This window comes from Cellvibrio sp. GW822-FHT04B05 (assembly GCF_058800985.1).
In genome coordinates this window covers 451,229-466,539 of record NZ_JBXAMU010000001.1, presented here as the reverse complement: position 1 = coordinate 466,539, position 15,311 = coordinate 451,229, and the positions used below count along the sequence as shown (strand labels likewise).

The following is a 15,311-nucleotide window of genomic DNA, read 5'->3' as shown; positions in this document are numbered from 1 at the left end:
TGTCAAGGGAGGGCCAGGGTGGGGTAAATAATTCGTAAACTGGCTAGCGATAAAAATTCATGAAAAAGCTGATTAACCTTACCCCATCCAGGTCCATCCATCTTTTATTGGGAATTCTGCCTTTTGTTTTGCTATTTGTTATTTATTTAATCGCGTCCGATGCGCGCCTCGCTGAAAATGCCAGCGACAAACTTTTGCCCAGCTTTGCACAAATGGGCGATGCAATTCAGGCGCTTGCGTTTGAACCAAGCAAGCGCAGCGGCGAATATCTATTTTGGCAGGATACGCTCAGCAGTTTGTATCGCCTGTCGCTGGGCATTTTTATCGCCGCGATCCTCGGTTTTACTATCGGCTTATTAACTGGCGCAATTCCCACTATCTACTCGCCCCTTGCACCGCTGCTCACGGTTATCTCGCTGATACCGCCGATGGCATTGTTACCGGTTTTATTTATCGTGTTCGGCTTAGGTGAACTATCCAAAGTAGCCTTGATCGTTATCGGCGTTGCGCCTTTTATCGCACGCGATATCCAACGCTGCACCCAGGAAATTCCCCTTGAACAATTGGTAAAAGCGCAAACACTGGGCGCATCCACTTGGCAAATTCTAGTGCGTGTATTAATTCCGCAATTGTTGCCAAGGTTGATTAACGCCGTGCGCTTATCACTCGGGGCCGGTTGGCTATTTTTGATCGCCGCCGAAGCAATCGCCTCTACCGATGGTTTGGGCTACCGCATTTTTCTGGTGCGCCGCTATATGTCGATGGATGTCATCCTTCCTTATGTTGCCTGGATTACCTTGCTCGCCTTTTTAGTGGATTGGCTATTGGTCAAACTCAGCACCAAATGCTTTCCCTGGCATTATCAACTGACAAGCAAATAGGCAATAGCTAGCAAATAAGATTGCGGGATAGCAGAAATGACCATTATTCCTTTTGATAAAACTATTCTTGATAAAAAAAGTCTTGATGAGAAAAGAGCGAAAGCTATGCCGATGATTCAGGCAAAAAACCTGTGGAAAAAATATGGCGACAACGTCGTATTGGAACGCATGAATGTCAATGTCAATGCCGGTGAATTTATCACCATGGTGGGAACATCCGGCTGCGGTAAAAGTACATTTTTAAAAATGTTGCTGGGCATGGAATCGCCCACCTCTGGCGAATTATTATTAGATGGCAAACCGATCCGCAATGAGCCTGATCAATCGCGCGGAATCGTGTTCCAGCAATACTCGGTATTCCCACATTTAAGCGTTTTGGAAAATGTAATTATCGCGCGCGAGTTTGAACACTCACCGCTGTTCGGAAAATTATTCGGCAGCAAAAAACGTCTGGTAATTGAAGAAGCAAAAGCACTACTCGAATCCGTTGGCCTAACACACGCGATTAATCGCTACCCACATGAATTATCCGGTGGTATGAAACAGCGTTTGGCGATCGCCCAAGCACTTATTCGCCAGCCACGTATTTTATTGCTCGACGAACCTTTCGGTGCACTCGATCCGGGTATACGTGCCGATATGCATCAATTAATCCTGAATCTATGGCGCGTGCACGACCTCACCGTTTTTATGGTGACACATGATTTAAGTGAAGGATTTTATTTGGGGACCCGCCTGTGGGTATTCGATAAATTGCGCCACGACCAACAAGCTCCTGGCGCTTATGGAGCCAATATTACCTACGATCTACCAGTAACCCGACGCAAAAGTGAAGTCCCTTACGAACTACAAACCATTGCGCAAGAATCACAGGAACGTTAACCAATGAGCAAACTATTTTATACCACCACTTTACCCGGCAATGGTCACTGGTCATTGGAACTGCGTCGCGGCAGCCTGATGAAAATTACCGACATCGAAGGCGGCGCCAATGTTGGAATGCTGTTTTACAATCCACGCAATTTGTTAGAGCGCTACAACGCACCAGACACCCTTAAATGCCAACATACATTCAAGTTGCAACGCGGCAATTGCTTGTATTCCGATATGGGAAGGATTTTCGCCTCGATTGTTGAAGACTATTCTGCAAATGGAGAGGGTAATTGGCACGATACTGTGTGTGGCAATAGCAACGCCGAAATCATTGAAAAGAAATGGGGCAAGCGCGATTACCAAACCCATCGCAACCAATGGCTGCAAAATGGTTACGATGCATTCCTGGTCGAATTATCAAAGTACGGCCTTGGTCATGCTGATATGGCATCCAACATTAATTGGTTTAGCAAAGTCATTGCCGATGATCACGGCAATATCAAACTCGATACCAAAAACCAATCTCCCGACAATAGCCTGACCCTGCGTTTTGAAATGGATACGCTTGTCATCATGCATGCCTGCCCGCACCCATTGAATACATCTGAACGCTACCCGTTTACATCGGTGAAAATAGAGCTGGGTGAAGCAGACCCCGTCACAGATGACGACTACTGCAAAAATTTCCGCGAAGAAAATCAACGCGGATTCCAAAACAATGCACTTTATTATTTATCAGCGAAATAGCTTACAGAGGTATTAAGATGTCACACCTGCCAAGCCACTTGCACCCTGAAACAGCGTTTTCAACCCATTACGTTCCTGCCGGCGATTATTTTCTCGGTGAGATAAAACAAGGCCAAACTTTTCGTATTGTCGACCTGAAAGGAAACCAGGCAGCTGATGTTTTATTTTATAACGCCAAAGATCCAAACGAGCGTTACAGCGCGATGGACACCATCCGCAGCCAAGGTAATTTGTACCTGACCGTGGGCACAAAACTGATGTCCAACGCCAATCGCGAATTATTGGAAATTGTTGCCGATACTTGCGGCCGTCATGACACTCTCGGTGGAGCCTGCGCCACTGAAAGTAATGCGGTGCGTTACAGTTTGGAAAAGCGTTGCATGCATGCCTGTCGCGACAGCTGGATGCTCGCCATTGCCGAGCATCCGGAATTCGGTATTAGCAAGCGCCATATCACCCACAATATTAATTTCTTCATGAATGTGCCCGTGACTGCCGACGGCGGGCTCACGTTTGAAGATGGCATTTCGGCACCGGGTAAGTATGTCGAGCTTAAGGCAAAAATGGATATCGTTATGCTTATTTCCAATTGCCCGCAATTAAATAATCCCTGCAATGGCTATAACCCGACGCCGATTGAAGTTGTGGTGTGGAATTAATTTTATTTTGGACCTGTAGGTTGGCGGTGAGGAACGAACCCCAACATGCTCTTCTCACAGAGAGTGTTGGGGTTCGCACGCTCACCGCCAACCTACACAAACATATAAATTGAAATATCTTCAGTGGACGACCACTGTCGTAATAAATCCCAGCAGGACGGCCTGCCGGAGCCGATTATGTTTACCAAAGTTCTGATTGCTAACCGTGGTGCCATTGCTACCCGCATCATTCGCACCTTAAAAAAACTCAATATCAAATCTGTCGCTGTCTATGCCGAATCTGATGCAGATTCACTGCATGTGCGCATCGCCGACGAAGCCTACCCATTAGGCGAGGGTGCAGCGGCAGCAACTTACCTCGACCGCAAAAAGATCATTGCTATTGCGCAGCAAACCGGGGCACAAGCGATTCATCCCGGTTACGGATTTTTAAGCGAGAATTCTACTTTTGTTGCCGAGTGCGAAATGGCAGGGCTGGTTTTTATCGGCCCTACTGCGGAACAAATGCTTATCTTTGGTTTAAAACACAAAGCACGTGAATTAGCACAAGTTGCCGATGTGCCGCTTTGCCCCGGGACAGATTTATTAAAAAGCCTTGATGATGCCAGAACGGCCGCGAGTGCCATCGGTTATCCGGTGATGCTTAAAAGCACCGCCGGTGGTGGCGGAATTGGAATGCAGTTGTGTAATAGTGAAACAGATCTGGTTGCTGCATTCGATTCAGTAAAACGCTTGGGAAAAAACAATTTTGCCGACGACGGTGTATTTCTGGAAAAGTTTATCGCCGCTGCCCGTCATATCGAAGTACAGGTATTTGGTGATGGCAAGGGTACGGCGGTAGCGATTGGTGAACGTGATTGCTCAAGTCAAAGACGCAATCAAAAAGTGGTTGAAGAATGCCCCGCGCCAAACTTGCCAGAGGCGCAGCGTCAAGCGATGCAACGCACCGCGGAGCAATTGCTCTCCTCCGTCAGTTATCGCAATGCGGGCACGGTGGAATTTATTTATGATTCGATCGATGAGAATTTTTATTTCCTTGAAGTAAACACGCGCTTGCAAGTGGAACACGGCGTTACTGAGGAAGTCTACGGTGTAGATTTAGTCGAGTGGATGCTGCGTCAAGCTGCTGGCGATCTCGGCGATATAAAATTACTACGCGATCAACTTTCACCAAAAGGCCACGCCATTCAAGTGCGGATTTATGCAGAAGACCCTGTACTGAATTTCCAGCCCTGCGCCGGTTTACTCAGCAAAGTGGAATTCCCGCCATTACATGAAAATTTACGCATTGACCATTGGATTGAAAGCGGTATTGAAGTGCCCGCATTTTTTGACCCGATGCTTGCAAAAATTATTGTGCGTGGCAGCAACCGCGAACAAGCGATGGCCGAATTATCCACTGCACTGGCAAATACTTATCTCTACGGAATAGAAACCAATATCGGCTATTTACGCGCACTGTTGCGAGATCCAACCTTGTTGCAAGGTCGCATGACTACCCGCTACCTGAATAGTTTTGTTTACCAACCTGCGCGTATTGATGTTATCCAGGGAGGGACCCAAACCACTATTCAGGATTATCCTGGCCGCTCCGGTTATTGGCATGTCGGCGTGCCTACCTCTGGCCCTTTCGATAGTTATTCCTTTCGCTTGGGTAACCGTTTGCTTAACAACAGCGATGATGCCGCCGGATTGGAAATAACCTTGCAAGGGCCAACCTTAAAATTTGGCAGTGCCGCAAAAATTATTTTAACGGGCGCAGTTATTGATGCAAAACTCGATGGAAATCCAATTCCATCTTATGAAATTATTTCTGTCGCTGCCGGACAACAATTACAACTTGGGCGGATTGTCGACCAGGGCGCACGCGCTTATTTGTCCATTGCCGGTGGCATACAGTGTCCGGATTATTTACATTCCAAATCTACATTCACCCTCGGCCAATTTGGTGGACACAATGGCCGCGCACTGCGCGCAGGTGATGTACTCGCATTAAATCCGGACGCCTGTAATGCCGATATTGCGGCTGTAGAACTCACTGATGAATTGAAACCACAAATTAGTAACCAGTGGGAATTGAAGGTTATTTACGGCCCTCACGGTGCACCGGATTTTTTTACAGCAAACGATATCAACACCTTTTTTAACACTGATTGGGAAGTGCATTACAACTCCAGTCGTACCGGTGTACGTTTGATCGGCCCCAAGCCAGAATGGGCGCGCACCTCCGGTGGTGAAGCGGGAATGCATCCGTCAAATATTCACGATAATGCCTATGCATTCGGCACCGTTGATTTTACCGGCGATATGCCTGTTATTCTGGGGCCGGACGGCCCTTCACTGGGCGGATTCGTTTGCCCTGCAACTGTTATCAGTGCCGATTTATGGAAGCTCGGCCAAGTGCGCGCAGGCGATAAAATCCGTTTCTTACCCATCACCATCAGCGATGCTGTTGCGATTGAGCGCGCACAAAACCAATCACTGAAGTCGCTGGAAAAAACCTATCATAGTTACAACATTAGCGAATTAACGTCACCTATTGTGAAAACACTCTCTTCTACCGAATTTGGTGAAAATATTGTTTATCGCGCAGCAGGCGATCACTTTTTACTGGTTGAATACGGCGCACTCGCATTGGATATTAAATTGCGCTTTCGCGCCCATGCGCTTATGCAATGGTTGCAACAAAACACCTTGCCCGGCCTGTATGAATTGACGCCGGGAATTCGCTCGCTACAGGTTCACTACAATAGCCAGCAATTATCGCTCAATGATTTACTGATACATCTTGAATGCGGCGAGCGCGAATTAATTCTGCAGCTTGCGCAGCTGAGCGTGCCATCGCGCACAGTGCATATTCCACTAAGCTGGGATGACGAAGCCTGCCAGTTGGCAATTCAAAAATACGTGCAATCGGTGCGCGCTAATGCCCCTTGGTGCCCAAGCAATCTGGAATTTATTCGTCGCATCAATGGCTTGGATTCAATTGCCGATGTTAAAAATATACTTTTCAGTGCTTCTTATTTGGTAATGGGTTTGGGGGATGTGTATTTGGGAGCGCCTGTTGCAACCCCGATAGATCCACGTCATCGCCTGGTGACCACCAAATATAATCCGGCGCGCACCTGGACAGCCGAAAATTCCGTCGGTATCGGCGGTTCTTATTTATGCGTTTACGGCATGGAAGGGCCCGGCGGTTATCAGTTTGTCGGACGCACATTGCAGATGTGGAATCGCTATCGCCAAACCAAGGAATTTAAACAGCCGTGGCTATTAAACTTCTTTGACCAAATCCGTTTTTACGAAGTAAGTGCCATAGAATTGCAAAAAATCCGCCGCGATTTCCCGCAGGGACGCTATCCAATTAAAATTGAAGAAAGCCATTTTAGCCTGAGCGAGTATCAGGAATTTATTGCTGCCAATCAGGACTCAATCACCACATTCACCGCACAACGTGAACAGGCTTTTGAAGAAGAACTGGCTCGCTGGCATGCGAACGGGCAATTTAATTACGAACAGGAAGAAATAGCCGAGGAAAATGATGAGACCGAATTACCTGCTGATGCTATCCGCGTAGACAGCTCGGTGTCAGGCAGCGTTTGGCAAACCCAGGTTAACATCGGCCAGACAGTGAATGCCGGCGATGTGTTACTAATATTAGAGTCGATGAAAATGGAGATCAACATTTATGCATCTTGCGAGGGCACGGTTACTCATATCCTTAAACCTAATGGCGCACGTGTTCAAGCCGGACAAACATTGATGCTGATTGCCGAAAGTTAATTTTCAGAAACATATTGATCAAGCAAGGAAGCTTGCATGCACTTTCAGGTAACTAACCACAATAAAACCAGGTTTTAACTAAATTGTAATAATGTCCTCACCCCCTGTTACTAATCGCCGGTTGCTTTCAAAAGTGCGACCGCTGCTCAGGCACAGTTATTGCACATTTGTGGGTTGATACGTCAGAATTTTTTTATTAAAAAGGGCATTCTCGTAATCGGTAATGCCCTTTTTTGAAGCTGTCGTAAAATAAACTCATTTGGCAGGGAGGTAATTGTGACCTTTAGGCAAGATATTAATGGTTTACGGGCTATTGCAGTAATTGCCGTAGTCCTCTATCACTTTGGAATTACCGGTTTCGACGGCGGCTTTTCTGGAGTTGATATCTTTTTTGTCATCTCCGGCTATCTGATGACAGGCATCATATTTTCAAAAGTTGAAAAAAATCGTTTTAACCTTGTAGATTTTTACCTTGCCCGGGCCGCTCGCATTATCCCCGCGCTTGCGGTTCTCTGCATTGCCTTATTAATTTTTGCCTGGTTTTTCCTACCTCCATATGAAATGCAACGGTTCGGTAAGCATATCTTTGGGGCGTCCAGTTTTTCCTCCAATATCATTTTCACCAGGGACAGCGGCTACTTCGATGGGGCCGCCGATGAGAAATGGTTATTACATACCTGGTCGCTCTCGGTAGAGTGGCAGTTCTACATTCTTTACCCTCTGTTAGTGATGGGGCTGAGAAAGCACTTTTCATTCGATGCCAGCCGCTGGACATTGGTGTTTATTGCCGGGTGCTCTTATTTACTCTCGATATTTTTTCCTGCTGCGCTTAGCGACGCAGGATTCTATCTGTTGCCAACCAGAGCGTGGGAGATGATGGCAGGAGGACTAATCTATGCATTTAGCCTCCAGGCAACGCAAAGATCAAAAGTCACTATTGAATGGTTTGGCATGTTGTTGATTGCGGGTTCCATTTTATTTCTCAACTCCAGTTACACATGGCCTGGCAGTTTGGCCGGTCTACCGGTATTGGGGACAGCGCTAATTATTATCGCTGCAAATGAAAAATCGCTGCTTACCCACAATCCTATTTCCCAATACATCGGCACCATATCCTATTCGCTCTATTTGTGGCATTGGCCGGTGGTCGTCGCACTCAATCTCTTCGATTTCAAAGAAAGCCCCTGGGGAATTGGTTTGGGAATAGTTACATCATTTTTGCTGGCTGCGCTCTCTTATTATTTAATCGAAAAACCATGGCGCAATGCATTCCCGACACAACTGCCAAAAATTCTGCCAGTGATGGGTTATACAAGCATTGCAGGATTTATTTCAATAATTGGCTTGACTATTTTTTTCCTTAAAGGTGTTCCATCCCGGGTGGATGATGTAATTGCAATTGCAGATAATGAACAAAACAATCGCAATCCACGCGCAGAATGTGTTGTCATACCGAGTAAAGACCCTACATCACCAATGTGTGTATTTGGCGAGGGAAAAGAAAAAATTGGTTTAATCGTATTGGGGGATAGCCATTCAAATGCAACGATAAATGCAGTCGTGGCAGCAACACCAAAAGAAATGGGCGGGGTGCTTTTTTTAGGTGCTGATGGCTGTGCTGCAATGATGAACTTATCAACACCACATTTTTACAATTGCGGCGAATATAACAGGAAAACGCTTGATTTTTTACAATCATCCAATATGCGCGGAACGCCTATAGTGGTTATAAACCATATCACCCAGGAGTTACTAACCCCGATTAATAACCCGACAAAAAGGGCTGTTTATTTAAATAATATTCCCAATACATCAAGTGAATTTTCAGAGCACTTTAAGAAGGAATACCAAGCGCAATTATGCAAGCTAAGCGAAAATCACCCGGTATACGTAATGCAATCCATTCCCGGCATGAAAGTGAACGTACCGCAAGCAATAGTCCGATCAATGATGTATAAAGCACAAAAAATCGATGTCAGTATTAGCGTCAGCGAATATTACAAAAATGAACAATCAGTCCGCAGTTTTATGCGAAGTGCGATAGATGCATGCAAAGCGCACGAACTGGATCCCCTGGAATATCTTTGCAATGAAACAAGCTGTATTGGATCAATCAATTCCCGACCGCTTTACTACGATGACGATCATCTCAGCGAGTATGGCAACAGATTACTTATCCCTATGTTTAGCAATATATGGTCATCACGCTCATCAGCAGCGCTGGGAAAAAATTAACTGTTTATAGCCAGTTCACCTGGTGATATTATTTTTTGCATAGCATTATAACTTGGGCAATAAAAAACCCGGCACTTGGCCGGGTTAAGCATCAGAGGAGAAACAAACCACTTAATTAGTTACACGCTGCTCACGTAAGGTACCAATCACCGCTTCCAATGCACGATCAAACAACATTCCATCATCCAGAATAGTCAGGCGCTTGGTTTGCAATGCAATCGCCAAACTTTCACGGCTTTCTTCTGCGACCTTCATACCGGAGCGATTTACAAAAATATATTTTCCTACCGAGCGGATAATCGCCGCTAAACGACAGCGATATTTTTCACCGGCATCGCCTTGCATTTCAAACCAGGTACCTTGGGTAATATTATTCACTAACGCCAAATGCTGTGGATCAGCCTTCAAGCTTTCGCTAATAGGCTCTTCGATAATAATTTGATCTGCGTCCGCAGCCTCTATTACATCTACTGTTTCTTCAATGACTACAGCTGATGCCACCGCCACGCCTACAGGTTCGGTTGCTACCGTATTAGCTGGTGACGTCTCAGTAGTTTGCGCTATAGGTACAGCTGAAACATCGATCGCAGGCGTCAGGTTTTCAACGGCTATTTCAGCCAGTGGTGCACCCTCTTGCACTTTGGCTTGTGCCGCAGCCATTGCAGATTGCTGAGCGCGCGCTTGAGCCTCTGCCATTGCCGCTTTCATACTGGCATTTTTAGCCGCTAATGCCGTAGCCTTGGCTTCAAGGTCAGCAGCAGATACAGAGGAAACGTCTGCTTGCGGTTTTGTTTCACCACGCAAGCGCGCCAAATGCACTGTTTCCAATTGTTTAAATAAATTAGTCATTTCAAATGGGCTGAATGAAATGCTTTCCAAACCTGTACGCAGCTTTTGCAGCAATTCGGGCACTAATTTTAATAAACGCTGGCGATTATCCTTATCCATCACCGCCGTAACACTCCACACCAACTGTTGGGCAGTTATAGAACAATTACGCCATTCATCGCTCTCTATACCTTGTTTGAGCGAAGTAATAAACATCACATTTGCCCAAGCTTCACGCAGTAATTTGGTGACCGCCAGAGGCAATTCTTTACCCACACAGATACGATTTAATTCAGCATCTACTTGCGCGCGCGCGCGTTCGGATTTTGCTTTACCATCTTCCGCATCAATGGTGCGCTGCTCAAGGATTTGTGCACGACGCTTTTCTTTATCGAGGAAGGAACGGAAATCCACCAATAATCTTTCAAAGATGCTCATGTCCGTATCGAATTCAGTCAAAATCGAACGCACAGTTTCTTCCATTTTATTAAAGAGACTGTCTTTACGCTGATTCTCTTCACTGGACTCCTGCCAGCCCAAGCAGGCCATTGCCATTTCATTTAACAAACGACGCGCAGGATGCCCACCCTTGCTGAAAAAAGTTTTATCGGCAATCGCCACTTTAACCATGGGGATTTGCAAACGTCCGATCAAAGCTTTCATCGGTGCAGCGAGGTTGCGATCATCCAGAATGAACTCAAACATCATACTCACCAGATTGATAACATCATCATCAACCTGATTAATTGCTGCTGCGGTTTGGGTTTCGTTGTGTAGTAACTCACTTAACAAGCTACGCAAATTAGTGGGCGCGCCGCTGGTAATAGGAGCGCCGACGGTATTTTGTTGTTGCGCCAATGACAGAATTTTTATCAAATCCTGCGTAGTGATTTCCTCTCCCGGCAATTGCGCTCTCGGTGCACTACGATTTGCTCCCAGCAGATCGCGCAATTGATGCAAGACCTGATTGGTTTGGTCATCGTAACTTTGCACCAGACCGCCAGTTTCGACACCGGCTTTCTGCGCACCCACCCCGTATTGGGCACCGATACCTTGACCGTATTGATCGACCGTCGAGCTAGTGGCTGAAGGCCTTTTCACGCGTACGTCCTGCTTCAATGACGGCAGGATGTTGGCATCAATCAGGGTTTGATTAAGTACATCAAAAAGCTTGCCCAACTTGGTCATTACGATATTGTCGAACAACTTGAACAAAACCAACTTGGCTTTTACATCAACATTTAATGCCTTGGTCGCATCTGTAAAAGCATTGCAGATAACATCCACACCTAGCGGATTATTCTTCTGATAAACCTTGGTGGGCACCAAATGATCAATACGGAGAGTGAGGTGCTGGATCGGCTCGGCAAAAAGCTCATTGGCTTTATTTACCATGCCATCAACCGCAACCATTTCTTCTAACTCATCATTTTTGACGAGCGACAGATCATCCAAAGAAACCGATTTTTCTCCAGATTGTTTTTCATCACGATAGGCGCTTGGATCAAGCAATTGAGCGAAACTGATATCAATACTGCGGAAAAATGAGGTCTCCATGGCACGGCGACGGATACGCACTTCGCGCATGGAATCAAAAAAGATGTTTTGGTCGTGATTATTATTGGCTTTGTCCGCCAACTCAAACATGGCATCATCAACTTTATCGAACAATTCACGCAGGAAGAGCTGCAACTGTTGCCGCGCTTTGTCGCGCAGGGTGTGCATAGCAGCGGGCAAACGTGCCAAGGCTATTTGCGAATTGGCAACAGAATTGCGCTCTACATTCAATTGAACGACCTTTTTGGGGTCCGATTTCATATGCTCGGTCATGGTTGATTACCATTAGTAAAAACTTGCGTAATTGAAGTATAACCAAGGGAAAGGTGCCTTAAGTAGACAAATGATAGGATCGAGAGACATATCACAAAAGGCTATAACCAATGCGGCACCTTAGGGTTTTTTAAGTATGTTTTGGAATTAGACGAAGACTATCACGCCAAAATAATCCATTTTCACTCTCATAGTGTTTAATTATTCGACAGCTGACATGAATATTTTATATAGCAAGAACCTACCCACCCTCGCTAAAGATATAACTGAAATCGTATCGATAGCACTCGCCGAAGATATAGGTGCCGGGGACATCACCGCGCAGCTTATTCCTGACGCACAGATTGCTGAAGCCGATATCATCACCCGCGAAAACTGTATTTTCTGCGGCAAAGCCTGGGTCGAAGAGGTATTCCGCCAGTTCGATCCACAAGTACACATCATATGGCATATAGAGGATGGGCAGGAAGCTATAGCTAACAGCCTGCTCTTCACCCTGCAAGGCAGCGCACGCAGCTTGCTTAGCGGCGAGCGGGCTGCATTAAACTTTGTACAGACCTTGTCTGGCACCGCCACCATCAGCCACCACTACGCATCTTTGGTGGCGCACACAAATGTGAAGTTGCTCGACACACGTAAAACCATCCCCGGTCTGCGCACCGCACAAAAATACGCCGTCGCTTGTGGCGGCTGCCATAATCATCGTATCGGCTTATATGACGCATTCCTGATCAAAGAGAACCACATAGCCGCCAGCGGCGGAATTGCCAATGCAGTTGCAGCAGCGCGAGCCATCGCACCGGGAAAACCGGTTGAAGTAGAAGTGGAAAACTTTATTGAATTGAATCAGGCACTGGAAGCTGGAGCAGATATCGTCATGCTGGATAATTTCAATATTGAAGATATGAAGAAAGCAGTAGCGATTAATGCAGGGCGAGCGAAATTGGAAGCATCGGGAAATATTAACGAGCAAACGTTAATCCCGACGGCGGAAACCGGGGTGGATTTTATTTCTATTGGTGGATTGACGAAGCATTGTCGGGCGGTGGATTTGTCGATGCGGCTACAATAAATTACAGCTTAGGGAATAAACTTTGGCACCACCTGACGCATGAAAATAATCAATAAGTTAAGCTTCAATATCGGCAGTTAGCAGGCAGAAACTTGAATGCAGCCACATGCGCAGCTGTAGTTAAACAACCCCAAACAACAGATCCATTAGCACTCAATCCTGCTGTTGGAATACCTGCCGCACTTATTGTGCCGGCCCCCGGCACTAAACGAATAGGGTTTCCAGCCCCTAATGCAATACCAACTTGATTACGGTAGGTGATACTAATGGTAGCCTCACCTACTGTAACAGCACTCACATCAGCAATGCCATCAATAGCAAGGCTTTGGACGTTCTCAGTTCCATTAACTGGAAATTCATAAGCAAATGACCCAGGATCTGCAGGACCATTCCCGGCGTAGGAAGGAATTGCACCATTACTCCGACTTGCATAGGTTTCTACAACAGCAGTTTTGGCAGCCGATGCCAAACTCAAACCTTCAGAGACCTTACTTCTAATAATGTAATCCTGATAGGCAGGTAAAGCGACCGCACTCAAAATACCAATGATCGCGACCACCATCATTAGCTCAATTAATGTAAAACCTTTCACCTGCTTTTTCATAACTCACCTCTCATTCCCGTTGTAATGAAAGAGCACGACTTATACCAATATAAAAAAAACCAATAAAAACAAATACAAAGAGATAAAGATAAATAAAAAGCTTAAATAAATTTGACAGTAAATATACCCTTGTGACAAAAATTGTTAACACTACTCCCATGGAATCAAATCGACAATTGCAACAATATCTCCCTCCTCACGATTAATTAATACAGTCACTGGTTTTACCTTGCTCATCATCGGTAAAAAGGCATTAGCTTGTGGATACTTTTTTAAAGTTTGTGCAACAAGATCAACAGAATTGTACTTATTCAGGTCTGAAATTGGTCTAGATTTTCCCACCAATGTTTGCATCTCAGCATTTAACTCCACATATAAATCTGGTCGCTGTGGAATATCAATACCTGCAATCAACGCTTCAAATGTCAAATTATTATTTTCCTCTATTCCTGCCGGAGCACGCGCGGCTACCCATTGGGGACCAAACCAGTTCTTGCTTTGAAATTGAAGACTGGCTTTTTCGTAATAAGGATTATCCAATTCATACGACTGCACCAAATCAAACCTATCTACAGAAAATACCAACCATACAGGGCGCCCATTTTCTACTGTCCATAAACCATAAATCAAAGCGGAAAACTGGATCAAACCAATTACAGCCAAATCTATTTTTAAATGCTTTTTCAGTGGATTAGCAACAATTAAAGTCAATACCGGCCCCAAAATCATATCGCACACCAGTAAAATCAAAAAAACTTTGGTAACACCAGTAGCCCTATCTAATGGAGCCGGATACCAATAGTGAAAAACCAGCACCAAACTTAATAATGCAATTACTACGCAAATAAGCAGATGAATAACAAAAGCATGAATACGAAATGTCATTACATTCACCTCAAACTTCTTTCAAAAAAAAACCGCCCGAAGGCGGTTTTTATAACTAGCTAATGAGCCTATTAGAAACGGCAGTTAGCAGGCAAATATTTGAATGCAACCGCAGTCGCGCCAGTTGTCCTGCAACCCCATACAATTGGGGAGCCACTGAGAATTGCAGCAGCAGGAACACCGGCAGTAACAACACCACTACCAGGCTCGAGAAGAATAGGGTTAGCAGCACCCAACGCAGCCGCAACCTGGCCGGCATATGTAATTGAAATTGTTGCTTCAGAGGCAGCAGGAGTAGCGACGTTGGCTATAGCGCTAATAGCAATTCCGCCAACGTTTTCGGTTGCAGCAGGCAATGAGTAACCATAAGAGCCAGCTGCTGGGTCACCCAGAGCAGGCTGGGCAGCAATAGCACCAGTACTACGACTTGAAACAGTATCAACTACAGCTGTTTTTGCCGCAGCTGCCAAAGTTAAACCCTCAGATACTTTTGTACGAATAATATAGTCTTGGTAAGCAGGCAACGCTACTGCAGCCAAAATACCAATGATCGCGACAACGATCATCAATTCGATCAGGGTAAAACCTTGTTGAATAGTTTTTTTCATAATATGACTCCGAAAGATAGGATAGGATCAAACAAACACGAATAGAGTTCAGCAAGCCCCATGCCAAATCGAGACATGGGTGAAAACATGCCCTATCTAACGATTAACCACATACAAAATGCGCTCAACAGAGAAACATCAACGAAAACAGCTTACGCAAACAGACACATAGTGACACTTTTCGTCAATTTTCAATTTTCTAATTCAAAGCAATCCGATGAGCTCAAGCAAGTCCCAAACCAGCTGCTAAAGTTGATGTAATATGCGCACCGAACAGGTAATTTCGTTTAACTAATTTAATACTAC

Annotated in this window: 11 protein-coding genes; 7 read left to right on the top strand and 4 right to left on the bottom strand. The window is 45.4% G+C overall.

Annotated elements, in window-relative coordinates; all coding sequences use genetic code 11:
- Window positions 1-59: 59 nt before the first annotated feature.
- From AC1RJL_RS01835 to AC1RJL_RS01810, 6 genes are all read left to right on the top strand, one after another.
- Window positions 60-881 carry an ABC transporter permease gene (locus tag AC1RJL_RS01835; RefSeq protein WP_492911039.1) on the top strand — a complete coding sequence of 274 codons (822 nt, stop codon included), beginning with the start codon at window positions 60-62 and terminating at the stop codon, window positions 879-881.
- Window positions 882-986: 105 nt separating this feature from the next.
- Window positions 987-1,763, top strand: a complete 777-nt coding sequence (locus AC1RJL_RS01830; RefSeq protein ID WP_492911759.1) for an ABC transporter ATP-binding protein — start codon at window positions 987-989, stop codon at window positions 1,761-1,763.
- 3 nt (window positions 1,764-1,766) lie between these two features.
- On the top strand, window positions 1,767-2,501 hold the full coding sequence (locus AC1RJL_RS01825) for an urea amidolyase associated protein UAAP1 (RefSeq protein WP_492911038.1): 735 nt from the start codon (window positions 1,767-1,769) through the stop codon (window positions 2,499-2,501).
- 17 nt (window positions 2,502-2,518) lie between these two features.
- Window positions 2,519-3,160 carry an urea amidolyase associated protein UAAP2 gene (locus AC1RJL_RS01820; RefSeq protein ID WP_492911037.1) on the top strand — a complete coding sequence of 214 codons (642 nt, stop codon included), beginning with the start codon at window positions 2,519-2,521 and terminating at the stop codon, window positions 3,158-3,160.
- Between the two features lie 177 nt (window positions 3,161-3,337).
- Window positions 3,338-6,943: an urea carboxylase gene (uca, locus tag AC1RJL_RS01815; RefSeq protein WP_492911036.1), complete on the top strand. Its 3,606-nt coding sequence runs from the start codon at window positions 3,338-3,340 to the stop codon at window positions 6,941-6,943.
- 276 nt (window positions 6,944-7,219) lie between these two features.
- A complete protein-coding gene (locus AC1RJL_RS01810) occupies window positions 7,220-9,178 on the top strand; it encodes an acyltransferase family protein (RefSeq protein ID WP_492911035.1) in 1,959 nt (652 codons plus the stop codon).
- 111 nt (window positions 9,179-9,289) lie between these two features.
- Here the strand turns inward: AC1RJL_RS01810 and AC1RJL_RS01805 are convergent, their stop codons facing one another.
- The gene (locus AC1RJL_RS01805) at window positions 9,290-11,836 is read right to left on the bottom strand and encodes a DUF1631 domain-containing protein (protein ID WP_492911034.1); all 2,547 of its coding nucleotides are present in this window, start codon (window positions 11,834-11,836) and stop codon (window positions 9,290-9,292) included.
- A 217-nt stretch (window positions 11,837-12,053) separates the two neighbouring features.
- On the opposite strand from AC1RJL_RS01805, the gene nadC reads away from it, so the two are divergent.
- A complete protein-coding gene (nadC, locus tag AC1RJL_RS01800) occupies window positions 12,054-12,908 on the top strand; it encodes a carboxylating nicotinate-nucleotide diphosphorylase (RefSeq protein WP_492911033.1) in 855 nt (284 codons plus the stop codon).
- Window positions 12,909-12,972: 64 nt separating this feature from the next.
- On the opposite strand, the gene AC1RJL_RS01795 is transcribed toward nadC, so the two are convergent.
- From AC1RJL_RS01795 to AC1RJL_RS01785, 3 genes are all read right to left on the bottom strand, one after another.
- Window positions 12,973-13,512: a pilin gene (locus AC1RJL_RS01795; RefSeq protein ID WP_492911032.1), complete on the bottom strand. Its 540-nt coding sequence runs from the start codon at window positions 13,510-13,512 to the stop codon at window positions 12,973-12,975.
- 150 nt (window positions 13,513-13,662) lie between these two features.
- Window positions 13,663-14,397, bottom strand: coding sequence for a TfpX/TfpZ family type IV pilin accessory protein (tfpZ, locus tag AC1RJL_RS01790; RefSeq protein WP_492911031.1), 735 nt, complete (start codon window positions 14,395-14,397; stop codon window positions 13,663-13,665).
- Window positions 14,398-14,468: 71 nt separating this feature from the next.
- Window positions 14,469-15,005, bottom strand: a complete 537-nt coding sequence (locus AC1RJL_RS01785) for a pilin (RefSeq protein WP_492911030.1) — start codon at window positions 15,003-15,005, stop codon at window positions 14,469-14,471.
- Between the last annotated feature and the right edge of the window lie 306 nt (window positions 15,006-15,311).

What these genes read in the sequence shown, in the direction of transcription:
- AC1RJL_RS01835 (WP_492911039.1), top strand. Translation starts at nt 60, where the DNA reads ATGAAAAAGCTGATTAACCTTACCCCATCCAGGTCCATCCATCTTTTA.
- AC1RJL_RS01830 (WP_492911759.1), top strand. Translation starts at nt 987, where the DNA reads ATGCCGATGATTCAGGCAAAAAACCTGTGGAAAAAATATGGCGACAAC.
- AC1RJL_RS01825 (WP_492911038.1), top strand. Translation starts at nt 1,767, where the DNA reads ATGAGCAAACTATTTTATACCACCACTTTACCCGGCAATGGTCACTGG.
- AC1RJL_RS01820 (WP_492911037.1), top strand. Translation starts at nt 2,519, where the DNA reads ATGTCACACCTGCCAAGCCACTTGCACCCTGAAACAGCGTTTTCAACC.
- uca (WP_492911036.1), top strand. Translation starts at nt 3,338, where the DNA reads ATGTTTACCAAAGTTCTGATTGCTAACCGTGGTGCCATTGCTACCCGC.
- AC1RJL_RS01805 (WP_492911034.1), bottom strand. Translation starts at nt 11,836, where the DNA reads ATGACCGAGCATATGAAATCGGACCCCAAAAAGGTCGTTCAATTGAAT.
- nadC (WP_492911033.1), top strand. Translation starts at nt 12,054, where the DNA reads ATGAATATTTTATATAGCAAGAACCTACCCACCCTCGCTAAAGATATA.
- AC1RJL_RS01795 (WP_492911032.1), bottom strand. Translation starts at nt 13,512, where the DNA reads ATGAAAAAGCAGGTGAAAGGTTTTACATTAATTGAGCTAATGATGGTG.
- tfpZ (WP_492911031.1), bottom strand. Translation starts at nt 14,397, where the DNA reads ATGACATTTCGTATTCATGCTTTTGTTATTCATCTGCTTATTTGCGTA.
- AC1RJL_RS01785 (WP_492911030.1), bottom strand. Translation starts at nt 15,005, where the DNA reads ATGAAAAAAACTATTCAACAAGGTTTTACCCTGATCGAATTGATGATC.